Source organism: Achromobacter sp. GbtcB20 (assembly GCF_019091095.1).
Lineage (GTDB): Bacteria > Pseudomonadota > Gammaproteobacteria > Burkholderiales > Burkholderiaceae_B > Achromobacter > Achromobacter mucicolens.
The window spans coordinates 38,171-62,314 of the sequence record NZ_JAGXJZ010000026.1; the positions used below are offsets into that span (position 1 = coordinate 38,171).

Here is a 24,144-nt window from a genome sequence, read left to right on the forward strand (position 1 = left end):
GGCGCTAGTCCAGCGTGACGCCGGAGTCCTTGACGACCTTGGCCCAGCGCTGGACTTCGCTGTCGACGAACTTGCCGAACTCGGCGCCGGTCAGCGTGGGCACGCCGGTGCCATTGCCCGCCCAGGTTTCCTTCAGCTTGGGCGTGTTCAGCGCCTTGGTGATCTCGGCGGCCATCCTTTCCGTGGCCTCCTTGGGCGTGCCGGCGGGCGCCCAGATCGCGTACCAGGTCGACACGACGTAGTTCGGCACGCCGGCCTCGGCGGCAGTCGGCACGTCAGGCAGCGACGGCGAACGCTCCGTGGCGGCCACCGCCAGCGGCTTGATCGCGCCGGCGCGGATGTGTCCGGCGGACGAGCCCAGTCCGTCGAAAGCCAGATCCACCTGCCCGCCGATCAGCGCCGACAGCATCGGGCCCGCCCCCTGGTACGGCACGTCCACCAGCTTGACCCCGGTCTGCATGGCGAACAGCTCGCCGGCCAGGTGGTGCGTGCTGCCCTTGCCCGCGGTGCCGAAGTTGATATCGCCCGGACGCTTCTTGGCGTAGTCGATGAACTCCTGCAAGGTCTTGACCGGCAACTTGCCGGCATTGATGACGACGACCTGCGGCGGCTGCGCCACCAGGGCGACCGGCACGAAGTCCTTCTGGATGTTGTAGCTCAGGCTCTTGTACAGGGACGGCGCCAACGCATGGTGCGCCCCGCCCATGAAGAACGTGTAGCCGTCGGGCTTGGCCTTGGCGGCAACGCCGGCGCCCACGGTGCCACCCGCGCCGCCCTTGTTGTCGATGACCACCGTCTGGCCGAGCTGCGTCGTGAGCTGCGCGGCCAGCGGACGGGCGAACGTGTCCGTGCCGCCACCGGCGGGGAACGGAACGATCAGCGTGATGGGGCGTTCGGGCCATTGCGCGGCGGCAACGCCGCCAAAACCCAGGGCTGCCACGGCAAACACGGCCGCGGCGGTGGTGCGATAGTTCATTTTGTCTCCTCTTGCTGCATCGGGGGACGGCGCCTGTTTTTTGGCGTCTCGTCGCTGGAATATCTTTTTCTTCTGAATGCTGAGGGCAGGTCTTCTCGGGGCATTGGATGGGGATGCGTCTCCTTGGATGCGGTAAAAAAATGCCGGTCCCGCGGGGGACCGGCACGAGGTGGGGTTATAGCGCCTTGTAGGTGTCGCGCAGCACGTTCTTCTGCACCTTGCCCATGGTGTTGCGAGGCAGCTGGTCGATGATATGCACGCGCTTGGGCACCTTGAAGTTGGCAATGCGCGATTTCAATTCCGCCTGCATCGCCGAGGCGTCCAGCGACGCGCCGTCCTTGGGCACCACCACCGCCACCACAGCCTCGCCGAAGTCGGGATGCGGCACGCCGATCACGGCGGATTCCGACACGCCCGGCATGTCGTCGATCAGCGTCTCGATCTCCTTGGGGTACACGTTGTAGCCGCCCGAGATGATGAGGTCCTTGCTGCGGCCGACGATCGACAGGTAGTCGTCGGGCGCGGCGCGGCCGGCGGACTCGCCGCCCCAACGGCCCACGTCGCCCGTCTTGAACCAGCCGTCTTCCGTGAATTCCTCGCGGGTCTTTTCGGGCATGCGCCAGTAGCCCGAGAACACATTGGGGCCGCGCACCTGCACGTTGCCGATCTCGCCCGCCGCAAGCGGCTTGCCGGCATCGTCGACCACGCGGACCTGCACGCCGGGCAAGGCGCGCCCGACGGTGCCGGCCAGACGCTCGCCCAGCGCGGGGTCGTAGGGATTGGACGTCAGCATGACGGTCTCGCTCATGCCGTAGCGCTCAAGAATGGGGTGGCCGCTGCGTTCCTTGAAGTCCGAGAACGTCTCGGCCAGCAGCGGCGCCGAGCCCGAGATAAAGAGGCGCATGTTGGCGCACACGTCGCGGTTGAACCGCGGATCGGCCAACAGGCGCACGTAGTACGTCGGCACGCCCATCATCACGGTGCTCTGCGGCAGGTAATGCAGCGCCTGGTCGGCGTCCAGCTTGGGCAGCCAGATCATCCGGGCGCCCGCCAGCAGCGCGCCATGCGAGGCCACGAACAAGCCGTGCACATGGAAGATCGGCAGCATGTGCAGCAGCACGTCGTCCTCGCGCCAGCCCCAGTATTCATGCAGGGTGCGCGCATTGGCCGCCAGGTTGCCGTGCGAGAGCATCGCGCCCTTGCTGCGGCCCGTGGTGCCCGAGGTGTACAGGATCGCGGCCAGGTCGTCCGGCTTGCGTTGAACCGTCTTGAAGGTTTGCGGCAGGCTGCCGGCGGCCTCCAGCAGCGTGCCGGTGCGGTCCTCGTCCAGCGTGAAGACGTGCGGGCAGCCAGCCTTGTCGGCGGCGCGCTTGACCCAGTCCAGGTTCTTGCTGGCGCACACGACGACGGACGGCTCGGCGTTGCCCAGGAAGTATTCGATCTCGGATTCGCGGTAGGCGGTGTTCAGCGGCAGGTACACCAGGCCCGCGCGCAGCGTGGCCAGGTACAACAGCAGCGCCTCGGGCGACTTCTCGACCTGTACGGCCACACGCGCGCCGTCGGGCAGGTTCAGCGATTGCAGCAGGTTCGCCAGGCACGCGGTCGCGCGTTCGATGTCGTCCCAGGTGTATTGGAGGTCGGGCGTTTCCAGCGCGACTTTGCTGCGGTCTTTGGGAAAGCCGCCTTGCAGGACAGCGTATAGGTTGGCGTTGCTCACCTGTCTAGTCTCCGGAAAAGGAAGGGTCTTCGCCGGCCAGGAAGGCACGCACGCCTTCTCTGTGGTCCCGGCTTTCGGCATAGGAGAAATAATCCTGGTACTCGTCTTCGGTCAAGGCCGCGCCCGTGGCGAGCCTGGCGGACAAGCGCTTATTGATGCGGGCGGCCAGCGGCGCGCCCTGGGCGATGCGGTCGGCGCTGCGACGGGCCGCTACCGCGACCTCGCCATCGTCGACGATGCGGGTCAACAGGCCCAGGCCGCGCGCCTCGTCGGCGCCGAACACACGGCCTTCCAGCAGGATGGCCAGCGTCGCCGCCCGGCCGGCCAATGCCAGCAGGCCGCGCATTTCGTCCGGGGCCATCGGAAAGCCCAAGCGGTTGATTGGCACGCCGAAGCGGGCCGATGCGCCGGCGATGCGCAGGTCGCATTGGCAGGCGATTTCCAGACCGCCGCCCACGCACACGCCTTCGATCTGGGCGATCACGGGTTGCGGGCATTGCGCCACGGCCTGCAAGGCGGGGGCCAGGATCTCGCGGTGATAGCGCTGCACGCCGGCCAGATCGGCGCGCTCGGCCGGAAACTCGCGGATGTCGGCGCCGGCCGCGAAATTGCCGCCCTCGCCGCGCACGATCACGCAGCGCACGGTATCGTCCTGCGCGATGCGCGTAAAGACGTCGCGCAGTTCGCGCCACATGCCGACCGTGATCGCGTTCAGGCGTCCCGGATGCGACAGCGTCACCCAGGCCAGACGCCCTTCGCGCTCAAGCCGCACACGGCCTTGGCCTTGGCCTTGGCCATGGCCAGCCACGTTCTCCGTCATGTCCCCTGCCCTCGTTGTTGTTGTTGATGGAATCCGCCGCCGTGTTTCCGGCGGTCAGGCCACGCGCCCCACGCCGCGGCTGATCTGGGGCTTGCCGTCGTTCAGGCGCTGAAGGTTGGTGTCCAGTTCGTCCAGGTCATACAAATAATTGACCATCATGGCGCACGATTGCTTCAGGCCCTTGGGAGACGTATCCGCCGCCCAGTTCAACCGCTCGATGCGCGCGCCGTTGCCCAGGTGAAAACGCGCCACCGGGTCTACCGGCAGGCCGTTCTTCATGGATTGCAGATAGCACGCCGCAAGCCGGAATCCTGCGCGCTTGACGACGTCGGGCGCCTTGCCCTGCGCGGCCTTGGCCAGCCGCGCCACCCAACGCTGACCGTCCGGCACGCCCTCACGGTTGCGGTCCTTGGCGCGGGTCTTGTCTTCGCGCACGATGGCCTCGACCGCCTGGGCGTCCTGCTTGCCCAGCCAGTCGGTGAAGCCCGGAATGGGCGACAGCGTGGCAAAGGCCTTCAGCTTGGGCAGCTCTTCCAGCAGCTGCTCGACCACCCGCTTGAGCAGGAAGTTGCCGAAACTGATGCCTTTCAGGCCGGGCTGCGTATTCGAAATCGAATAGAAGATCGCCCAGCGCGCCTTGTCCAGGTCCTGCGGCGGCAGCGTGCTGTCCAGCAGCACCTGCACGTTGTCGGCCATCTGGCTGGCAAAGGCCACTTCCACGAAGATCAGCGGCACGCCCGGCATCTGCGGATGGAAATAGGCGTAACAACGGCGATCGGGCGCGACGCGGTGGCGCAGGTCGTCCCAGGACTTGATCTCGTGGACGGCCTCGTAAAGGATCAGCTTTTCCAGCAGCGATGCGGGAGAGTCCCAGGTCAGCGGGCGCAGTTCCAGCAGACCCACGTCGAACCAGGCCGACAAGAGGCCCTCTAGTTCCTTGTCCAGCGACTGGATGCCCGCCACCTGCTTGCGCCAGCGCAGCATGTCGGCGCGCAATTCAACCAGGAAGCGCAGGCCCTGCGGCTGGGCGTTGAATCGTTTGAAGAGCCGCACGCCTTCGCCGCCCTCACCCGCGTAAGTGGCGCGGATCTGCGCCAGCGCGGCCAGCATCAGGCGGCGGTCCTTGCCGTCGGCCGCCGAGTACTGCTCGCACCAGCGGCGCGCCAGCTTGTTGGCGGCGACGTCGGTCAGACGCGCCTCGAACAGGCGGCGGACTTCCGACTCGCTGGGCAGGCGGCCGCGATCCCACAGCCGGCCCAGCCGGGTGATCAGGCTGGCGCTTTCGGCCGCGGCGGCGGCGTCGACGACATCGGCCTCGGGCTCAGGCGTGCGTGCGCCGCGCGCGGGCGCGAGATTGGCGGGTGCGGACATGGGCGGGCTCCTCGATGACGATGGGATCGGACGGCGCCGCATCGGCGGCGTCTTCGTTGCTGAGAACGCGCAGCGCTTCAAGCTGACGCATCAAATGGGTGTGCGCCAGCGCCTGCGCGGCGTCGGAATCGTGGGCCTTCAGGGCCTCGAAAATGGCCAGGTGTTCGGCGCAGGACTGGTCGATGCGGCCGGGCCGGGACAGGCTGCGATGGCGCGACAGGCTCAGGACCTTGCGCAGGTTGCCGACCATGTCGGACAGCCATTGGTTGCCGGCCAGTGCCTGGACGGCTTCGTGAATGAGGTAATTGGTCTTGTAGTAGGCGTCGATGCGGCCGGCCTTGGCATGACCGGCCAGCGCGGCGTGCAGCGGTTCCAGCTCGGCCAGTTGGGCATCGGTGGCCTTGCGCGCGGCCTCGAAGGCGCAGCGCCCTTCCAGCATCGCCATCAGCGGGAAGATGTCTTCCAGATCTTGCGCCGACAGCTCGTTCACGAAGCAGCCGCGGCGCGGCTCCAGCCGAACCAGCCCTTCCGTTGCCAGCACTTTCAGCGCCTCGCGCAGCGGCGTGCGCGAAATGCCCATTTCGCCGGCCAGCCGCAATTCGTCGATCCACTCTCCGTTGCGCAGTGACCGCGCGTGGATCATGCCGCGCAGGCGGTCCGCGACTTCCAGATACAAGGCTTGCCGGACGATGGGATGGTTCATGGGCAGGCGGCGCGGGAAACGCCGTAATTCATAATTATGAATAAGCCGATGATAGACCCGGGATCGAAGAAAGGTAAACCCCCGGGAGACTCGGGACCTTCCCTAACAAAGCGCGACTCGGAAGGTAAAAGCTGCCACGCCACCACGGAACACCGCAACCGAACCGAAATAGGACTGAATTAAGCCTACAATCAGTCCGATCGCGTCTACGATTTCGGAGTGCAACTCATGAAATACTCCACTCAAGTGAAGCCTATCTCGTACCTCAAAAGTCACACTGCGGAGATCGTGACCACGCTGACCGAAACTCGTGAGCCCATGCTCATCACGCAGAACGGAGAGGCCAAACTCGTCGTCATGGATGTACGCAGCTTCGAGGAGCAGGAGCAAGCCATGGCCCTCCTGCAACTGCTGGCGGGCGGCCGAAAAGACATCGAAGAAGGACGCGTCATTCCGGCCACGGACGTATTTGCGCAGATTGAAGCGATGGATCGGGATGATTCGGAATGAACCGAACGGTGGTTTTTCTGAAGACGGCCGCAGAAGATCTTTACGAGATCCGCCGCTATATCAGAAAAAACTTTTCTCAGCAGGTCTGGCTCGACTCATACGCCCGGATCAAAAATGCCATTCTGAATCTCGAACAATTCCCGCACGCCGGACACTCCCTCCCGGAGCTGCCCGCAACACATTTCCTGCAAATTATCGCGGTCAAGAACCGGGTAATTTATGAAGTTGTCGCGGACAAGGTGTATATCCACCTTATCTGCGATAGCCGACAGGACTTGAAGATCAAACTTGCCCGCCGGCCACTCAGGACGCTGCATCCCTGACTTCAAAAATGCAAAACGCCGTCCACCGCATGCCGCGTCAGCGAGCGCGCCCAGCGGCGAGCGGGTAGCCCGTACTTGCCTTCCACCACCTCGGCGCGGGCCAGCAAGTCAGCGGGCGTGATCGCCAGGCTGGGGCCGGAAAAAGCCAAAACGATCTGATTGCCGGCCTCGACTTCGGGCAGCAGCACGATGCGGTCATCGAACGCCTTGGACAGGTTGTCGATGTTCTTGCCGAAGCTTTCGTGCCGGCCAAAAAGGTTCACCGCCAGGATGCCGACCTCGCCCAGCACGCGGCGGCAGTCGCGGTAAAACTTCACGCTGTCGCGCACCGGCCCTTCGGCGGCGGCGTCGTACAGGTCCACCATCAGCACGGGGCAGCGTCCGGCATTCAGCGGGTCGGCTACCCAGGCGCCGGCGTCGGTGTGTTCGACCTGCAGCCGGTTGGCGCCCGGCAGGCGGAAGAACATGTGGCAGGCAGCAGTCACGCGCGGGTTCCATTCCACGGCCAGCAGCGGGCTGCGCGTGTGCTTGGCGCAAAAGCGCGCCAGCGAGCCTGCGCCCAGGCCCAGCATGCCGATGGCCTCTTCCTTCGGCGGCTCCAGGAACAGCAGCCACGCCATCATCTGCGCGGTGTACTCCAGCACCAGCGCAGACGGATTCTTGATGTGCATCGCGCCCTGCACCCATTCGGTGTTGAAGTGCAGATAGCGCACGCCGTCCACTTCGGAAAGCGTCGGCTGGTCGAGTTCGGAGGGAAAGTTGGATTTGTGCATGGGCGCGATTGTAGGCCCGCGGCCAGCCTCTTCGGCTACGCCGCCGCTTCCCAGATGCGTTCCAGCAGATCGGGGCCCGGCACCTCGGCCTCCAGGCTGGCATCCAGCCGCAACACGCGCTTTAGGTAAAGATGCGCATCGCATTCCCACGTGACTCCCAGCGCGCCGTGGACCTGTATGGCGTTTTGCGCGACGCGCCGGCTGGCCTGCCCGGCCAGCAGCGGCGCGAACAGGCAATCGCGCGGCGCGGACGCCGCGCCGGTATCCAACGCGGCCGCGGCTGCCCACCCCGCAAGCCGCGCGTCGTCCAGCGCCATCCAGTCCTCGGCCAGACGATGCTTGATTGCCTGATTGGCGCCGATGGCGCGGCCGAACTGCTGGCGTTCGCGGGCATATGCCGTGGCGATATCCAGCGCCGCCGACGCCGCGCCCAGCATTTCGGCAGCGCGCAGCACGCGCAAGCGCGTGCGCAGAACCTCCCACGTGCCGGGATCGGTTTCGATATCCGCGCTGGCCACGACGTGCGGGTTGGCCGCGACCGCGACGGGCATCGTGGGATCCAGGCCGCCCACGCCGCGCACGGGCGACAGCAGCATCAGGCGCAATGACGCCGCGCCCGTCTTACGCACGGCCAGTGCGCGCACGTCGTCGCACGCGCCTTCGATGAAGGCCGACCCGTCGGGACGCAGGGCCGCGTCGGCATACCAGGTGTCACCCGCCATCATGCCGCCGGTCCACCCGGCGGGCACGCCCCGTGCGTGGCACAGCGTGGGCAGCAACGCCATGTTGGCCACGAGCGGCAGGCTCAGGAGATGACGGCCCGCCTCCTCGGCCACGATCCAGGCCTCGCGCATGCCCAACCCCAGCCCGCCGTGGGTATCGGGCGCAAGCAAGGCCGGCCAGCCCTGCTCCGCCAGGTCGCGCCACAGGGCATGGCGCGCCGCCGTGTCCTGCCCGATTGCGGCGCGCGCCACGGCCACGGGATGGCGCTGCGACAGGAAACGTTGCGCGGCATCGCGCAGCATGCGCTGGTCTTCACTGAGATGCAGATTCATGAGGCGTCAGGCCTTGGGCAGGCCGAGCATCTGCTCGGCAATGATGTTGCGCTGGATCTCGGACGTGCCGGCCAGGATGGTTTCGGCGCGCGACCACAGATAAGCGTGCGTCAGTTGCGCGGCGCGCGCATCGGCGGCGTCCACGCCCAGGCTGGCGTCTTCGCCCAGCAGTTGCAGGGACAGCTCGAGCAGACGCTGGTGCGCCTCGCTCCAGTGGATCTTGGTGGACGACCCTTCCGGTCCAGGGGGATCGCCGCGCATCGCGCCCGCCAGCGCGCGCTGTGACTTGAGCGCCAGCACATGGCTGTCGGCGGCCAGCCGCGCCCACCGGTGGCGCACCGGCGCCGACGAGGCGGGCGTGCGCCCGTGAGCGTCGGGCTGCAAGGCCAGCTCGCGCACCTGCCGCAGTTCCTGCGCAAAGCGCACGAGCCGAGGAATGAAATACGTGCCGCGCTCAAAGCTGGCGGCGGCCATGGCGATTCGCCAGCCCTGGTTCAATTCGCCCAGCAGCGCGTCCTGCGGCACAAAGACGTCATCGAAGAACACCTCGCAGAATTCGGCCTCGCCCGTGATCTGCCGGATGGGTTCCACGCGCACGCCCGCGCTGCGCATGTCCACCAGCAGGAAGCTCAACCCCTTGTGCCTGGGCGCGTCGGGATCGGTGCGCGCCAGCACGAAGCACCACTGCGCCCGGTCCGCGAACGACGTCCAGATCTTGTGGCCGTTCAGGCGAAAGCCGCCCGGCTCGGCCTGCGCCCGCGTGCGCACGGCAGCCAGGTCGGACCCCGCGCCCGGCTCCGAATAGCCCTGGCACCACACCTCGCGATTTGTCAGGATGCCAGGCAGAAAGCGCTGTTTCTGCGCCTCGGTGCCAAAATGCAGCACGGTGGGCGCCAGGATGCCGTGGCCGATCAGGTTCACACCCAGCGGCGCGCCGCAACGGGCGTGCTCTTCATGAAAGACCGCCTGGCGCGACAAGGGCAGCGCCTTCCCGCCGTAAGCCTGCGGCCAGCCCAGCCCGGACCAGCCGTTTGCGCACAGCGTGTCTTCCCAGGCGCGCCGGTAGTCCAGGTTGCGCGGATCGGCGCCCCCGGGCCACGACTGCGCAAAGCCGGCGTAGGCCGCGTCGAGCCAGCGGCGCAGGTCGCGCCGGAACGCTTCGTCTTCCTGCGCCGCGCCGTCCTGCGCGGCGGTTTCCAGCCTCGTCATGCGGTCACTCCAGCCGGATGTTCGAGTCGCGCGCGACCTTGGCCCACGTCGCCACATCCTGCTGGATGAACGCGCCGAAGGCCTTGGGGTCGCTGCCGATGATGTCCAGCCCCAGATCCACGAACTGTTTTTTGACCTCGGGCTGCTGCAGGATCTGCGCGATGTTCTGGTAGAGCTTGTCGATCACCGGCTGCGGCGTGCGCGCCGGCGCCACCAGGCCCAGCCACGGCATGGCCGAATAGCCGGGCAGGCCGGAGGCGTCCACCGTCGGCAGCTCGGGCACCGAGGCCGACGGCTTGGCGGTCGTAACCGCCAGGGCGCGCAGCTTGCCGTCCTTGACGAAGGGGCCGGACGAGGCCCACGCGTCGAACATCACCTGCAGGCGTCCGGCCACCAGATCGTTAAGCGCCGGCGCGCTGCCCTTGTAAGGAATGTGCGCCATCTGGACCCCGGCCATGCTGTTGAAAAGCTCGGCCTCCAGGTGCGTTGAACTGCCCGTGCCGACCGAGCCGTAGCTGACCTTGCCCGGATTGGCCTTCAGGTAGGCGATGAGCTCGCCAACGTTCTTGGCCGGCACCGACGGATGAACGCCCAGCACGTGCACCACCGACGCCACCTGCGAGATCGGCGCAAAGTCCTTGATCGGGTCGTAGTTGACCTTGGCGTAGATGCTGGGCGCGATTCCCAGCGAGGACGCGGCCATCAGCAACGTGTAGCCGTCCGGTTCTGCGCGCGAGACATAGTCGGAGGCGATCATCGTGCCGCCGCCCGGCTTGTTCTCCACGATCACCGGCTGGCCCAGCCTGCCGCTCAGTTTTTCCGCCAGCAGGCGGCTCATGATGTCGGTCGCGCCGCCAGGCGAGAACGGCACCACGATGCGCACGGGGCGGCTGGGGTAGTTGTCCTGGGCGTGGGCGGCGCCGGTGATGCCCATGCAAGCCAGTGCGACGCCGGCCAATGCTTTCTTGATCATGCTTGTCTCCTCCTGGGGGGTGCGCGATCGCGCTACGGGGTTGCGGGCAGGATCAGGGCGTCCAGCACCGCGACGCCCTGCCCTGCCTCTTTGATAAGCAGTGGGTTCACTTCGATCTGAGACACGTGCGCGGGCGCGGCCAGCAAGGCGTTGCCGATCGCCACGATGCGCTGGCACGCCGCCGCCACGTCGCCGCGCGGCTTGCCGCGAAAGCCGTCCAGCAACGCAAACGCCTTGAGTTCGCGCAACATCTGCAAGGCGATGTCCTCGTCCACAGGCAAGAGGCGGTGGCTGGTGTCCTGGTAGATTTCGGTCAGCACGCCACCCAGCCCAACGGTCAGCACCGGCCCGAAGACCGGATCGCGCGTGGCGCCGACGATGATCTCGGCGACGCCACGTTCCATCTTCTGGACCATCACGCCGTCGATGCGCGCGCCCGGCTGCGCGCGGGCGGCCGCCTGCGTTACGTCCGCCCAGGCCGCGCGCACTGCCTCGTCGTCCGCCAGGTTCAGCGCAACGCCGCCAGCCTCGGTCTTGTGGGCAATGTCGGGACTCAGAACTTTCACGGCGACGGGATAGCCCACTCGGCGCGCATCGCGCACCGCCTCGTCCGCGCTGCGCGCCACCCCGCTGGCGGCCTCGGGCACACCGAACGCGGCCACGTAGGCGCGCGCCTGCGCCTCGTTGCACGGCAAGGCCGGCACGGCCACCGTGTCCAATACTGGTTGATCCGCCTGGCGCCGGATGGCGCGGGCTTCGCACCACAACAGATAGGGCGCCAGCGCGGCCACGGCCAGCCCAAGGTCCTCGAACACCGCCACTTCGGCCTCGCGCAGCGCCGCACGGCTTTGCGCCAGGCCCGTGTCGATGGCCACGAACAAACGCCGGTGCTGGCGCGATGCCTCGGCCAGCGCGTCGGCCATGCGGTCAAGCATGTAGCCGGGCGCATACACGACCACCACGTCGATGGCGTCCGAAGTTCCCAGCGCCTGGAGCACGGTGCGCACGAACGCCGGATCGTTGACCACATTGCCGGTGACGTCCACCGGATTGCCCACCATGCCGTAGTCGGGAATTCCCCCGCGCAGCACCTCCTGCAGATCCGGCGGCAGATCGGGCAGCGACAGCCCCGCACCGATGAACTTGTCAGCCAGGATGGCGCCCAGCGCACCCGACATCGTCAACACGGCCACGCGCTTGCCTGCCGCGCGGTGCCGCAGCGTCGCCAGGCTGGCCAGATGCGCCATCTGCGCGAAGTCCGTGGCCTCGATGACATTCAGTTGCCGGAACGCCGCCGCATACACGCGGCGATCGCCGGCCAGCGCAGACGTGTGCGACTGCACCGCCTGCGCGCCTTTGTCGGTGGCGCCCGCCTTCAGCGCGATCAGCAGCTTGCCGCGCCGTTCGAGTTCGCGGCACGCCTGCACGAAGCGGCCGCCATCGCGCAGCTGTTCGATGTAGCCCAGCACGATCTCGGTCTGCGGATCGGCCGCCAGATATTCCAGATACTGCGAAAAATCCAGGCAGGCCTCGTTGCCCGTGTTGATGAAGTGCGAGAACGGCAGCCCCACACGGCGCGCGATGGCGTACACCGCGGCGCACACGTTGCCGCTCTGCGTCAGCAGGCTGACTGACCCCGGCCCGTCCTGCGCGGGTGCAGTCTTGAATACCGAGGCAAAGGCGGTGTGCGCCTGCGTATTCAAGTTCGCAAACCCCATGCAGTTCGGGCCGGCAACCGCCATGCCGCTTTCCGCCACAAAGGCTTCCAGCTCGGCCTGCAGGCGCGCGCCCTCGCCGCCCGCCTCGGCAAAGCCCGCGGCATAGACGATGGCAGCGGGAATGCCCTTGGCGTGACAGCGGCGCAGCATGGGCGTCACCTCCGCCGCCGCGATGGCCAGCACCGCCAGGTCCACCGGCTCGGGCACGGCTTCGATGTCAGGCCAGCAACGCAGGCCAAACACTTCCTGGTACTTCGGGTTGACGGGATAGATGCCGCCCTCAAAGCCAAAGCGGGTCAGCAATTCGAGCGGCATGCCGCCGATCCTGCCGGGATTGCCGCTGGCGCCGATCATGGCGATCGAACGGGGATCAAGCAACGGTTCAAGGCGGGACGTCATGCGGTTTCACCCGTCTTTCCCGAGACCGCGCCGGACTGTCCGGCCGCCTCGCGCGCATCGCGGGCAGGCAGGTCCTTGTTGCGCTGGATGGCCTGGGCCAGGCCTCGCTGGCGCACCGCCTGGAATTCCTCGGTAAGGTGAGAGAGCTGATGCGTGTCGAAATGCGCCGACAAGGCCGTGCGAAAGCCCTGCGCGTCGGCCGTGCGATTGAGCGAACGCTTCAGGAGGCGCAGCCCGAAGGGCGGTGCCTGCGCAATGCGCTGCGCCAGTTCAAATGTCGCAGCCTCCAGATCCGCCTCGGGCACCACCCGGTTGACCATGCCGATGCGCAGCGCTTCCTCGGCGCCGACCTTTTCGCCGGTGTAGAGCATTTCCTTGGCCTTGCGCAGCCCCATCACCCAGGGATGGATCAGCACCTCGGTGGCGGCCGCGGCCAGGGTATGCCCCACCGGGTCAGAAAAGTACGCAGTGTCGGCGCACACCACCAGGTCGCACATGTTGGCGATCATGAAGCCGCCGGCCACGCACGCGCCCTGCACCTGCGCCACGACGGGCTTGGGAAAGTCCCAGATGCGCAGGCAATAGCCGTAGTAGCGGCGCGACTCGTACGCCCAGCGTTCCTCGACGGTAAAGTCCGCGCGCTTGGCCTGCGCTTCCTTCAGGTCGTGCCCGGCCGAGAAATGCGCGCCACGGCCGGCCAGGATCACCACCCGGATGTCGTCGTCCTCTTCAGCACGCGCCAGCGCGTGGTCCAGCTCGTCCAGCATCTGCTGGCTTTGCGCGTTGCGCGCGGATTCGCGGGCCAGGCTGATGCGGCATACCGCGTCAAACCGTTCGACGGCCAGGGTGGCGTATTCCATGGTCTCCTCGTCCTTGTAATGCCGCGCCATCGAATGCGGCGCGATCGGCTGGATTGAATTAACGCACCACGAATCCTAAAATACAAAATATTCAATCAATTATTCCCACAATATGAACACGACAGGATCAACCGGGGGAACCCAGAGCATGCGCCGCGCGCTCGGCCTGCTGCGCGTGCTGGCGCAGCATCAGGAGGACGGCATCGATCTGCAGGGTGTGATGACCGCGACCGGCCTGGAGCGCTCCACCGCCCACCGCCTGCTCAGTTGCCTGCTGGAAGAACAATTCGCCGAACGCGACCGCGCCACCCGCCGTTATCGGCTGGGCGTGGATTCGATGCAACTGGGGTTTGCCGCCTTGCGCCGCACGCCGCTGCTGGACGCGCTGCGACCCTTCGCGCAGAAGCTCGCCCGCCTGTCGGGCGACACGGTCTTTCTGGTAATCCGCCAGGGCGACTACGCGCTATGCCTGCTGCGCGAGGCCGGCTCGTTCCCGGTCAAGGTTTTCACCATCGACCAGGGCGAGCGCCGCCTTCTTGGCGTGGGCGCGGGCGGCCTGGCGCTGATGGCGGCACTGCCCGACGAGGAGATCGCAGCGCTGTATGCCCGGCACGCCGCCAGCTACGCGCACATCCGCGTGTCCAGCACCGCGCTGATGAAGGCGGTCAGGCAGACCCGGGCCGCGGGTTACGCCGAGATCGTGGACACCATCACGCCGGGCGTGTCGGGCGTGGGCGTGGCGTTTCCCGTGTCCGAGCTGACGTGGGTGGCGTTCAGCTTTGGCGCCATCAGCAGCCGGCTCGACGCGCCCCGGCGCGCGCAGATGGGCGCCCTGCTGCACGCCGAGTGCCAGGCGTGGGCCAAGGACTACCTGGGTCAGGACGCCAAGTAAAAAGCCCGCAACGCCCCGGCGCTACCGGGACGTTGCGGGCTTGCGGCGCGAAAAGAATCAGATCCGTTCGAAGATCGCTGCGATCCCCTGGCCGCCGCCGATGCACATGGTGACCAGCGCATAGCGGCCTTGCACGCGCTGCAGCTCATGCAAGGCCTTGGTGGCGATGATGGCGCCGGTTGCGCCGATGGGGTGGCCCAGGCCGATGCCGCTGCCGTTCGGGTTCACCTTGGCCGCGTCCAGCTTCAGCTCGCGCGACACCGCGCAAGCCTGGGCGGCAAATGCCTCGTTCGCCTCGATGACGTCCAGCTGGTCGACCGTCAGGCCCGCGCGCTTGAGCGCCGCCTGGGTGGCGGGCACCGGGCCGATGCCCATGATGTCCGGGTCCACACCGGCGTGGGCGTAGGCGACCAGGCGCGCCAGCGGCTTGATGCCGCGCTTGGCTGCGACCGATGCGTTCATCAGCACCAGCGCGCCCGCGCCGTCGTTCAGGCCGGACGCGTTGCCCGCGGTGACCGTGCCGTTTTCCTTCTGGAACACCGGCTTCAGGCTGGCCAGGCTGTCGGCCGTGACGTCGCGGCGCACGTGTTCGTCGGTGTCGAACACGATCTCGCCTTTGCGCGACTTGATCTTCACGGGCACGATCTGGTCGCGGAAGTGGCCAGCATCGATCGCGGCCGCGGCGCGGCGGTGCGATTCCGCGGCCAAGGCGTCCTGGTCCTGACGGTTGATGCCGAACTTTGCGGCCACGTTTTCCGCCGTGACGCCCATGTGCATCTTGCCGAACGGGTCGGACAGCGCGCCGGTCATCATGTCCAGCATGACGCTGTCGCCCATGCGCGCGCCCCAGCGCTGAGCCGGGGCGATGTACGGCGCGCGGCTCATGCTTTCGGCGCCAGCGCCCACGGCGATGTCGGCGTCACCCAGCATGATCGACTGCGCGGCCGACACGATGGCCTGCAGGCCCGAGCCGCACAGCCGGTTGACGTTGAAGGCGGGCGTTTCCTTGGAGATGCCGGCATTCATGGCGGCCACGCGCGACAGGTACATGTCGCGCGGCTCGGTGTTGATGACGTGGCCGACGGCCACATGGCCCACTTCGTCGCCCGAGACGCCCGCGCGTTCCAGCGCGGCGCGGATGACGGTGGCGCCCAGATCGCAGGGCGGCACATCCTTGAGCGCGCCGCCGAAATCTCCGATGGCGGTGCGGACGGCCGAAGCGACGATGACTTCATTCATGGTGTTTCCTCCTTGTGGTGCGTTTTGAGTCGCGCGATGCGTTGCTTGAAGTGCGGTCCATCATACTGCCGGGCCGCGGCGCCCGCGTTTCGGCCGCCGATACCGAAGCCGTATCGGAAAGGCAAAAAATACTATTGGACAGCGTTCGACGCGTTCCCCGATAGTGGCCACCGGCGCCCCTTGCGGCGCCTTTGTCCGACCCGGAGCGCCCGATGATCGATACGCTGGAACTGACTGCCATTCCCCCCGAGGACGAAGCCTTGCGCGCCGAGGTGCGCGCCTTCCTGGCCGATGCGCTGGACGGGCTGGAGCCCGATGAGCGCGCGCGCTCCTGGATGGGGTTTGACGCCGGATTCAGCCGCCAGCTTGCCGAACGCGGCTGGCTGGGTCTGACGTTGCCGCGCGAATACGGCGGCGCGGCGCGCGGCCAATTCGCGCGGTTCGTGCTGTCCGAAGAATTGCTGGGCGCGGGCGCGCCCGTGTCTGCGCACTGGATCGCGGACCGCCAGAGCGCGCCCCTCATCCTGAAGTACGGCACGCCGGCGCAACGGGATTTCTACCTGCCGCGCATCTGCGCCGCGCAGGCCTTCTTCTGCATCGGCATGAGCGAACCGGGCTCCGGTTCGGATCTGGCCAGCATCCGCACGCGGGCCGAGCCCGATGGCGGCGGATGGCGCCTGAACGGCAGCAAGATCTGGACGACCAACGCGCACCGCTCGCACTACATGATCGCGCTGGTGCGCACCTCGGGCACCGTGGACGATCGGCATCAGGGGCTGTCGCAGGTCATCGTGGACCTGTCGCTGCCCGGCGTGTCGGTGCGGCCGATCGAAGATCTGGCGGGCGACGCGCATTTTTCGGAAGTGTTCTTCGACAACGTGGCCTTGCCGGCCGATGCGCTGATCGGCGAGGAAGGCGCGGGCTGGGCGCAGGTCAATGCGGAACTGGCCTTCGAGCGCAGCGGCCCCGAGCGCTTGTACTCCAGCATCGCGCTGCTGGAATGCTGGCTGGCGCACTGCCGCGAGCACGACGCCGACGCCGCAAGCCGCGCCACGCTGGGCGCCATCCTGTCGCAGATGGCGGTGCTGCGCGCCATGTCGCTGGCGGTTGCCGGCAAGCTGGCCGCCGGCCTGAGTCCCGCCACGGAGGCGTCGCTGGTCAAGGACCTGGGCACCGAGCTTGAACAGGCCATCCCGCGCATTATCGGCGATACGCTGGGCCGGCATCCGGACCGGCCCGTGCCCCTGCCGCTGCTGCGTACGCTGGCGTATCTGGAACAGGTTGCGCCCACCTTTTCGCTGCGCGGCGGCACCCGTGAAATCCTGCGCGGGATCATCGCCCGCGGACTTGGCCTTCGATAAGGACGACCGCCATGGACAACATTTTTGGCGATGCCGCCGAACGCCTTTTTTCCCAGACCTGCACGCCCGAGGTAATCCGCCGGACCGAACAGGGCCAGCCGCCCGCCGCCGCGTGGCAGGCCTGCGAGGACGCGGGCTTTGCGGACGCGCTGGTTCTGGAAGCGCACGGCGGCGCGGGCCTGGGCCTCGCAGACGCGCTGCCGGTCGTGCTGGCGGCGGGCCGGCACCTGTGCCCCTACCCCATTGCCCACACCCTGCTCGCGCGCGCCTGGCTAAGCCGCGCGCAGCGCCCGCAAGCGGCCGGGTCGATCGCGCTTGCGCCGCACGGCCTTGCCATCGATGGCGGACGCATCGCCGGCGTCAGCGTGGCCTGGGCGCGCAGCGCCGACTACGTGCTGGCGGGCATCGGCGGCCAGACCTGGCTGCTGCCCATGCAGGCGGCGCGCGTCGAACCAAACGGCGTGCACGGCAGCCTGGACGGCGGCGCGTCGTGGGCGCTTGGCGACGCCGAACGTATCGAGGGGCCCGCGCCGCTGGACACGCTGGCAGCCGCCGCCTATGCCGGCCTGATCGCCGGCGCGATGGACCGGGTGCTGGCGATGACGCTGGCGTACGCCAACCAGCGCGCGCAGTTCGGCAAGCCCATCGGCCGCTTTCAGGCGGTGCAACAGCAGATCAGCGTGATGGCCGAACAGGTGTGGGCCGCCCGCATGGCGGCAGAGCTGGCCTTTCAAGGCGACGACGGCCTGCCCCGCCCCTTGCTTGCCGCGTTGGGCAAGGCCCGCGCAAGCCAGGCCGTGCCGCAGGTGGCCGACATCGCGCACGCGGTGCACGGCGCCATCGGCGTCACCGAGGAATACGACTTGCAGCTTTACACCCGCCGGCTGCGCGATTGGCGGCTGGCGGCGGGATCGGAAGCCCACTGGCACGAGCGCATCGGGGCGGACGCGATCGCCAGCGGGGCCGATGCGCTGACCTACCTGCGCACGGCGTTGTACGCCCGGCCAGCCGCCTAGCCCCGCCATGCGTTTCGCGACAACAACGCGAAACCACGCGTCGCGCTTGCGGCAATCCCGCAGGCAGGCTTAGGATGGAGCATGGTTCGTTTCGGGAGCACATCGTGAAGACAGTTGCTGAGCTTCTCAGGGAAAAGGCCAATCACGCCGTCGTGACGGTTTCTCCGGATTCGTCGGTCTTTGACGCGATCAAGACGATGGCCGACCGAGGCATCGGCGCGGTGGTGGTGGTGGAAGGCGACGTGGTGCTGGGCATGCTGACCGAACGCGACTACGCGCGCAAGATCGTCCTGCAGGACCGCTCATCGCGCACGACCAAGGTGCGCGACATCATGACGGACTCGGTCTACTACGTCGGTCCCGCCGACACGCGGGAACACTGCATGGCGATGATGACCGAACGGCATTTCCGCCACCTGCCCGTCATCGACAACGACAAGCTCATCGGCCTGCTGTCCATCGGCGACCTGGTCAAGGACGTGATGAGCGAGCAGAAGTTCATCATCCACGAACTGGAACGCTACATCACGGGCGAACGGGGTTAAAGACGCAAGGCGTGGCCGGCCGCGCCTAGCCGGCCGCACCTAGCCGGCCGCCAACATTCTCGACGCGGGGACGATCAGGCCCAGGCCGGCGGCCAGCAGCAGCACGAACACCATGCGCTTGACCGTCTTCATCGAATTCTCGGTGCTGTAGCGGCGCGCGAACCACGTCACGCCAATCACGACCGGCAGCGCCTGCACGCTCATCCAGAACGATGACGCCATGAAGGCGCCCTGTCCGGTCACGAGCGCAAGCCGCACCGTGGCGTTGAGCGAAAAGAGGATCAAGAGGCTGTTGCGGATGGTGGCCAGCGGCAGCGGCTGGCGGTACAGGTGATAGACCATGGGCGGACCGGCGCTGGAAAACAGGCCGCCCAGCACGCCCGACACCCCGCCGAAAAACACGCTGGACGTGCGCGATGACAACTGCGCCAGCGGCTGGGTGCGCGTCACCAGCAAGATGGCGCAGGCCAGGATGGTGACGCCAAGCAGCAGTTGCAACAGCACCGCCATGGATCCGCTGATCCACGTCAGCGCGGCCACGCCCACCCCCACGCCGGCCAGGCTGCTGACCGCGGCGGGCGTCAGCAGGGACCAGTTCACCTGCGGTCTGGCGCGCAGCAACGTGACACCTGCGTTGACCAGCGACAGCACGCTGACCACGTTGGCGACCTCGGCGACCGAGGCCAGCTGAAACACGCCCGACAGGCCCAGCAGCACCAGCCCAAACGCAAAGCCCGTCATCGTCTGGGCATAGGTGGCAAGCGCCACGCAGGCCAAAAACAGCAGGTGTTGATCGATGCTCATGCGACGGGTGGAGCCAGACCTCGGCTCTGCCCGGCTGCGCGCCAGGGCGGCAGTGAGCGGATCGACGGGAAACGGCGTGGTAACAGGTTAACGAGTTAACGGGCTAATGCTTTTCGGCGGGAATGATAGCACCGGGGAAACGCGGTGATCCGGCCCCCGCCGCGCCGAATGCACACAGTTGGTCACAATCTGATGCGCTCATGCACCCCGGGCACGCCGCGCGACCGCTATCCTTGCCGCCCGGCTATCCCCTGCCGCCCGCCACCCCGACCTGGATCGCGCGGGCCTGCGTACCGAGAATGACGCCCAAACAGACCACCATCAATACGGTGACGCTGACCTGCTCCACCTGCGGCAGCGCCCAGTTCACCAAGCTGGACACCAACGAATACCAGTGCAGCCACTGCCACGCCGTCACGCTGGTCGAGGACAACGTGGCGCAGCGCCTGGAAAAAATCCTGCGCAACATCCAGAAGCCTCAGCCGGCGCCCATCAAGCCCGTGGCGCTCGTGGCGATCTCGGTGGCGGTCCTGGCCGCGGTGATCGTCCCCCTGGTCGTCTCCACGCTGGGTTCGCGCCCGTCATCCGCGCCCACCCGCATTGCCGAGCCGCCCATCGACGCTTCGCTGGTCAAGCTGACCGACGTGCAGGAAATCAAGACTCGCGGGCGCACCGAACTCGTCATGATCGTGCGCAACGAAACGGGCCGCAAGATCGACGTGCCGCGTGTGTCGGCATCGTTCTTCCAGGGCGACCTGTCGCTGGCCACCGTGTCGGGCTCGGCGCCCGCGCGCTCGCTGCAACCGGGGGAATACACGCCCCTGAAGATCTCGGCGCCGGACAAGGCGTTCAGCCGCTATGACCTGCAGGTTGCCACGCCGTCGCCGGCGCGTGGCAAGAACAACGACGTGGCCGCCAGCAAGGTGCAGCTCGTCCGCAACGACGGCACCTACCGACTGGTTGGCCTGATCCGCAACCAGGGCGTCCAGCCGGTCAGCAGCACGCAGATCACGGTCATGCTGTACGGCGCCGACGGCAGGCTGATCGGCACCGGCAACGGCTACGCCACCGCGAGCCCGCTGGCCCCGGATGCGTTGACGTCCTTTGACGTGCGCTGCGAGATGCTGCGCGACGGCGAGGTCGCCGCCTACGATTACATGGTGCAAAGTGAAAGCTGATCGCTCCCCCTCCCGGCGCCTGACGCGACCGGCCCTGGCCGCGCTGGCGCTGATCCTGTTTGCGGCGGGCGCCTACGCCGCCTGGAAGTTCACCGCCCTCGGGCCGCGCAGCCAGCCCCCCGCGCAAACCGCCGCCAAGGCCGCGCCGGCCGCGGCCGAACCGCCCGCCAGCCGCATCGTGCGCGTCAGCCCGGCCAACACGCGGGTGATCGACCATGTCCGTCTGACCACCGAGGAATTGCTGGACCCGGACTTCGCGCTGTTCGACGCCGGGGCGCTGAAGCTGTCGGCGCCGCGCCGCCTGCTCGACGAGATCGAACGGCCCGCGCTGTATGCGGAACTGGTCAACACCAGCAAGGAATACGTGGCGCTGTCGCCGCGCGCCGAGATCGCGGTGTTCGACGGTTCGCGCCCGCTCGATCTGCGCCAGTCCTGGAGCCTGCCGGCGTATCTGTATCCCGGCGAGCGCGTGCCCGTGGCGCTGACCGGTCGCGTGGAACGCTTTTCCGAGGTCAAGACGAACTGGCTGCCCGCCAAGCGCGCCGCCCTGCCCGGCCCGCGGCCGCAGCTTGCCGTGACCGTGGAAAACACCGAAGCCGCCATTGGCACCGGCACGCTGAACTTCACCTACCGCTTCCGTTACAAGTACGTGACGGTGCATGGCCGGGTGCGCAACGACAGCGAGCGCGAGGTCGAGAAGGTGCGCGTCTGGGTCAGCCTGTACGATGCCCAGGACCAGCTTACCGGCGCCACCTTCAAGGAATTGCGCGTGCCGCGCCTGCCGCCTGGCGACAGCGCGCCCTTCGAGGTCGAGGTCAAGCAGTACGGCGGCAATTTCACCCGCGTTGGCGTGGTCTACGACGCCACCGCGCCCTGACCGGCCGAAGAACGACGTTGCCCCGGGGCGGCCATGCGGCCGCCCTTTTTCATGGCGCCCGGCCTGATATCCGGCCCGTTGGCGGCGCACCGCCCTCCCGGACGTCGCCGCCGAGCAACAGGCTATCGGGTCAAGTCTTATATAAGATATAAGACATTTGCTACCTGCCCCCACTTGCTTCTACAATTCCGGCCGACAACCCTTCTTCCAACCCGACTTTGAGCAGGCCTCACATGCTGGATACTTACCGCCAACACGTTGCCGAACGCGCGGCTCTGGGGATTCCCCCGCTGCCCCTTACGGCCAAACAAACCGCTGAACTGATCGAACTGCTGAAGAATCCGCCCGCTGGCGAGGAGCAGAATCTGGTCGAGCTGCTGACGCACCGCGTGCCGGCCGGCGTGGACGACGCCGCCAAGGTCAAAGCCTCCTATCTGGCCGCCGTGGCCCTGGGCAAGGAAGCTTGTGCGCTGATCAGCCGTGCCAAGGCGACGCAACTGCTGGGCACGATGCTCGGCGGCTACAACATTGGCCCGCTGGTCGACCTGCTGGATGATGCGGAAATCGGCACCATCGCCGCCGATGCGCTCAAGAAGACCCTGTTGATGTTCGACGCCTTCCACGACGTGAAGGAAAAGGCCGACAAGGGCAACGCCAACGCCAAGTCCGTGATGCAAAGCTGGGCCGACGCCGAATGGTTCACCAGCCGTCCGGAACTGCCCGAAAGCCTGACCATCACGGTCTTCAAGGTCCCGGGCGAAACCAACACCGACGACCTGTCGCCCGCCCCCGACGCCACCACCCGCCCCGACATCCCGATGCACGCCCTGGCGATGCTCAAGAACAAGCGCGACGGCGCCGCGTTCGAGCCGGAAGAAGACGGCAAGCGTGGCCCGGTCAAGTTCATCGAATCCCTGAAGGAAAAGGGCCACCTGGTCGCCTACGTGGGCGACGTGGTCGGCACGGGTTCGTCGCGCAAGTCGGCCACCAACTCGGTGCTGTGGTTCACGGGCGAAGACATCCCCTTCGTGCCGAACAAGCGCTTTGGCGGCGTGTGCCTGGGCAACAAGATCGCCCCGATCTTCTACAACACGATGGAAGACGCCGGCGCCCTGCCGATCGAGCTGGACGTGTCCAAGATGGAAATGGGCGACGTGGTCGAGCTGCGCCCCTACGAAGGCAAGGCGATCAAGAACGGTGAGGTCATCGCCGAATTCGAAGTCAAGTCCGACGTGCTGTTCGACGAAGTGCGCGCCGGCGGCCGCATTCCGCTGATCATCGGCCGCGGCCTGACCGCCAAGGCCCGTGAAGCCCTGGGTCTGCCGCCCTCGACGCTGTTCCGCCTGCCCAAGGATCCGGTCGACTCCGGCCGCGGCTTCACGCTGGCCCAGAAGATGGTCGGCCGCGCCTGCGGTCTGCCGGAAGGCCGCGGCATTCGTCCGGGCACCTACTGCGAACCGAAGATGACCTCGGTCGGCAGCCAGGACACCACCGGCCCCATGACCCGCGACGAACTGAAGGACCTGGCCTGCCTGGGCTTCTCGTCCGACCTGGTGATGCAGTCGTTCTGCCACACCGCCGCGTACCCCAAGCCCGTGGACGTCAAGACGCACCACACGCTGCCGGAATTCATCAGCACCCGTGGCGGCGTGTCGCTGCGTCCGGGCGACGGCGTCATCCACTCGTGGCTGAACCGCATGCTGCTGCCCGACACCGTCGGCACCGGCGGCGACTCGCACACGCGCTTTCCCATCGGTATCTCGTTCCCGGCCGGCTCGGGCCTGGTGGCCTTTGCCGCCGCCACGGGCGTCATGCCGCTGGACATGCCGGAATCGGTGCTGGTGCGCTTCAAGGGCAAGCTGCAGCCCGGCGTCACCCTGCGCGACCTGGTCAACGCCATTCCGCTGTACGCCATCAAGCAAGGTCTGCTGACGGTTGCCAAGCAAGGCAAGAAGAACATCTTCTCCGGCCGCATCCTGGAAATCGAAGGCCTGCCCGACCTGAAGGTCGAACAAGCCTTTGAACTGTCGGACGCTTCCGCCGAACGTTCGGCCGCCGGCTGCTCGGTGCGCCTGAACAAGGAACCGATCATCGAGTACATCAACAGCAACATCGTGATGCTCAAGTGGATGATCGCCAACGGCTACGAAGACGAGCGCACGCTGGGCCGCCGCATCAAGGCGATGGAAGCCTGGCTGGCCGACCCCAAGCTGCTGGAGCCGGATGCCGACGCCGAATACGCCGCGGTCATCGAGATCGACCTGGCCGACGTGCATGAACCCATCGTCGCCTGCCCGAACGACCCCGACGACGTGAAGACGCTGTCGGAAGTCGCCGGCGCCAAGATCGACGAAGTGTTCATCGGCAGCTGCATGACCAACATCGGCCACTTCCGCGCGGCGTCCAAGCTGCTGGAAGGCAAGCGCGACATCCCGGTCAAGCTGTGGGTCGCTCCTCCGACCAAGATGGACGCCACGCAACTGACCGAGGAAGGCCACTACGGCGTGTTCGGCACGGCCGGCGCCCGCACCGAAATGCCGGGCTGCTCGCTGTGCATGGGCAACCAGGCGCAGGTCCGCGAAGGCGCGACGGTCATGTCGACCAGCACCCGCAACTTCCCGAACCGCCTGGGCAAGAACACCAACGTGTATCTGGGTTCGGCCGAACTGGCCGCCATCTGCTCCAAGCTTGGCCGCATCCCGACCAAGGACGAGTACATGGCCGACATGGGCGTCATCAACAAGAGCGGCGACCAGATCTACCAGTACCTGAACTTCGACAAGATCCCCGACTACAAGGACGTGGCGGACGTGATCGAGGTCTGA

The 24,144-nt window shown here is 67.1% G+C and carries 22 protein-coding genes; 9 read left to right on the forward strand and 13 right to left on the reverse strand.

The window, feature by feature from the left end; translation table 11 throughout:
• Positions 1-4: 4 nt before the first annotated feature.
• The 5 genes from KVT32_RS24665 to KVT32_RS24685 all read right to left on the reverse strand — a co-directional run bounded on the left by KVT32_RS24665 (position 5) and on the right by KVT32_RS24685 (position 5,587).
• Positions 5-976, reverse strand: a complete 972-nt coding sequence (locus tag KVT32_RS24665) for a tripartite tricarboxylate transporter substrate binding protein (protein ID WP_217618965.1) — start codon at positions 974-976, stop codon at positions 5-7.
• Between the two features lie 175 nt (positions 977-1,151).
• Positions 1,152-2,693, reverse strand: a complete 1,542-nt coding sequence (locus tag KVT32_RS24670; protein WP_175155875.1) for a malonyl-CoA synthase — start codon at positions 2,691-2,693, stop codon at positions 1,152-1,154.
• A 4-nt stretch (positions 2,694-2,697) separates the two neighbouring features.
• Entirely contained in the window at positions 2,698-3,513 is an 816-nt protein-coding gene (locus KVT32_RS24675; RefSeq protein ID WP_217618966.1) for an enoyl-CoA hydratase/isomerase family protein, read from the reverse strand.
• 54 nt (positions 3,514-3,567) lie between these two features.
• The gene (locus KVT32_RS24680) at positions 3,568-4,884 is read right to left on the reverse strand and encodes a malonyl-CoA decarboxylase domain-containing protein (RefSeq protein WP_175155877.1); all 1,317 of its coding nucleotides are present in this window, start codon (positions 4,882-4,884) and stop codon (positions 3,568-3,570) included.
• Complete coding sequence (locus KVT32_RS24685; RefSeq protein ID WP_062839112.1) at positions 4,835-5,587, reverse strand: GntR family transcriptional regulator; 753 nt, start codon at positions 5,585-5,587, stop codon at positions 4,835-4,837. The genes KVT32_RS24680 and KVT32_RS24685 overlap by 50 nt, the downstream gene beginning before the upstream one ends.
• Before the next feature lie 228 nt (positions 5,588-5,815).
• On the opposite strand from KVT32_RS24685, the gene KVT32_RS24690 reads away from it, so the two are divergent.
• Together KVT32_RS24690 and KVT32_RS24695 are read left to right on the forward strand one after the other, a co-directional pair.
• Positions 5,816-6,097 carry a type II toxin-antitoxin system Phd/YefM family antitoxin gene (locus KVT32_RS24690; RefSeq protein WP_063956328.1) on the forward strand — a complete coding sequence of 94 codons (282 nt, stop codon included), beginning with the start codon at positions 5,816-5,818 and terminating at the stop codon, positions 6,095-6,097.
• On the forward strand, positions 6,094-6,420 hold the full coding sequence (locus KVT32_RS24695) for a type II toxin-antitoxin system RelE/ParE family toxin (protein WP_152384931.1): 327 nt from the start codon (positions 6,094-6,096) through the stop codon (positions 6,418-6,420). The genes KVT32_RS24690 and KVT32_RS24695 overlap by 4 nt, the downstream gene beginning before the upstream one ends.
• A gap of 2 nt (positions 6,421-6,422) precedes the next feature.
• On the opposite strand, the gene KVT32_RS24700 is transcribed toward KVT32_RS24695, so the two are convergent.
• Genes KVT32_RS24700 through KVT32_RS24725 form a run of 6 tightly spaced genes read right to left on the reverse strand, consistent with a single transcriptional unit; the run spans position 6,423 to position 13,407 of the window.
• Positions 6,423-7,193 (reverse strand): spermidine synthase, encoded by a 771-nt coding sequence (locus KVT32_RS24700; RefSeq protein ID WP_152384932.1) that lies wholly within the window; start codon positions 7,191-7,193, stop codon positions 6,423-6,425.
• Between the two features lie 35 nt (positions 7,194-7,228).
• A complete protein-coding gene (locus tag KVT32_RS24705; protein ID WP_152384933.1) occupies positions 7,229-8,248 on the reverse strand; it encodes an acyl-CoA dehydrogenase family protein in 1,020 nt (339 codons plus the stop codon).
• 6 nt (positions 8,249-8,254) lie between these two features.
• Positions 8,255-9,457 carry an acyl-CoA dehydrogenase family protein gene (locus tag KVT32_RS24710; RefSeq protein ID WP_175155878.1) on the reverse strand — a complete coding sequence of 401 codons (1,203 nt, stop codon included), beginning with the start codon at positions 9,455-9,457 and terminating at the stop codon, positions 8,255-8,257.
• A 4-nt stretch (positions 9,458-9,461) separates the two neighbouring features.
• Positions 9,462-10,430, reverse strand: a complete 969-nt coding sequence (locus tag KVT32_RS24715; protein WP_152384935.1) for a tripartite tricarboxylate transporter substrate binding protein — start codon at positions 10,428-10,430, stop codon at positions 9,462-9,464.
• 32 nt (positions 10,431-10,462) lie between these two features.
• Entirely contained in the window at positions 10,463-12,547 is a 2,085-nt protein-coding gene (locus tag KVT32_RS24720; RefSeq protein WP_217618967.1) for an acetate--CoA ligase family protein, read from the reverse strand.
• Complete coding sequence (locus tag KVT32_RS24725) at positions 12,544-13,407, reverse strand: enoyl-CoA hydratase (RefSeq protein ID WP_152384937.1); 864 nt, start codon at positions 13,405-13,407, stop codon at positions 12,544-12,546. The genes KVT32_RS24720 and KVT32_RS24725 overlap by 4 nt, the downstream gene beginning before the upstream one ends.
• Before the next feature lie 112 nt (positions 13,408-13,519).
• On the opposite strand from KVT32_RS24725, the gene KVT32_RS24730 reads away from it, so the two are divergent.
• Entirely contained in the window at positions 13,520-14,299 is a 780-nt protein-coding gene (locus KVT32_RS24730) for an IclR family transcriptional regulator (RefSeq protein WP_142054449.1), read from the forward strand.
• Between the two features lie 57 nt (positions 14,300-14,356).
• On the opposite strand, the gene bktB is transcribed toward KVT32_RS24730, so the two are convergent.
• Positions 14,357-15,538 carry a beta-ketothiolase BktB gene (gene bktB, locus KVT32_RS24735; RefSeq protein ID WP_175155879.1) on the reverse strand — a complete coding sequence of 394 codons (1,182 nt, stop codon included), beginning with the start codon at positions 15,536-15,538 and terminating at the stop codon, positions 14,357-14,359.
• Positions 15,539-15,750: 212 nt separating this feature from the next.
• Between bktB and KVT32_RS24740 the strand changes: the two genes are divergently transcribed.
• The 3 genes from KVT32_RS24740 (at position 15,751) to KVT32_RS24750 (ending at position 18,460) form a co-directional block, all read left to right on the forward strand.
• Positions 15,751-16,899 carry an acyl-CoA dehydrogenase family protein gene (locus tag KVT32_RS24740; protein ID WP_152384939.1) on the forward strand — a complete coding sequence of 383 codons (1,149 nt, stop codon included), beginning with the start codon at positions 15,751-15,753 and terminating at the stop codon, positions 16,897-16,899.
• Positions 16,900-16,910: 11 nt separating this feature from the next.
• Positions 16,911-17,915 (forward strand): acyl-CoA dehydrogenase family protein, encoded by a 1,005-nt coding sequence (locus KVT32_RS24745; protein WP_152384940.1) that lies wholly within the window; start codon positions 16,911-16,913, stop codon positions 17,913-17,915.
• 104 nt (positions 17,916-18,019) lie between these two features.
• Positions 18,020-18,460: a CBS domain-containing protein gene (locus KVT32_RS24750; protein WP_056324612.1), complete on the forward strand. Its 441-nt coding sequence runs from the start codon at positions 18,020-18,022 to the stop codon at positions 18,458-18,460.
• 39 nt (positions 18,461-18,499) lie between these two features.
• On the opposite strand, the gene KVT32_RS24755 is transcribed toward KVT32_RS24750, so the two are convergent.
• Positions 18,500-19,264, reverse strand: a complete 765-nt coding sequence (locus tag KVT32_RS24755; protein ID WP_056323801.1) for a TSUP family transporter — start codon at positions 19,262-19,264, stop codon at positions 18,500-18,502.
• 299 nt (positions 19,265-19,563) lie between these two features.
• Between KVT32_RS24755 and KVT32_RS24760 the strand changes: the two genes are divergently transcribed.
• From KVT32_RS24760 to acnB, 3 genes are all read left to right on the forward strand, one after another.
• On the forward strand, positions 19,564-20,442 hold the full coding sequence (locus tag KVT32_RS24760) for an FxLYD domain-containing protein (RefSeq protein WP_152384941.1): 879 nt from the start codon (positions 19,564-19,566) through the stop codon (positions 20,440-20,442).
• Positions 20,432-21,319, forward strand: coding sequence for an FxLYD domain-containing protein (locus tag KVT32_RS24765; RefSeq protein ID WP_217618968.1), 888 nt, complete (start codon positions 20,432-20,434; stop codon positions 21,317-21,319). The genes KVT32_RS24760 and KVT32_RS24765 overlap by 11 nt, the downstream gene beginning before the upstream one ends.
• Positions 21,320-21,552: 233 nt before the next feature.
• The gene (gene acnB / locus KVT32_RS24770) at positions 21,553-24,144 is read left to right on the forward strand and encodes a bifunctional aconitate hydratase 2/2-methylisocitrate dehydratase (protein ID WP_056323792.1); all 2,592 of its coding nucleotides are present in this window, start codon (positions 21,553-21,555) and stop codon (positions 24,142-24,144) included.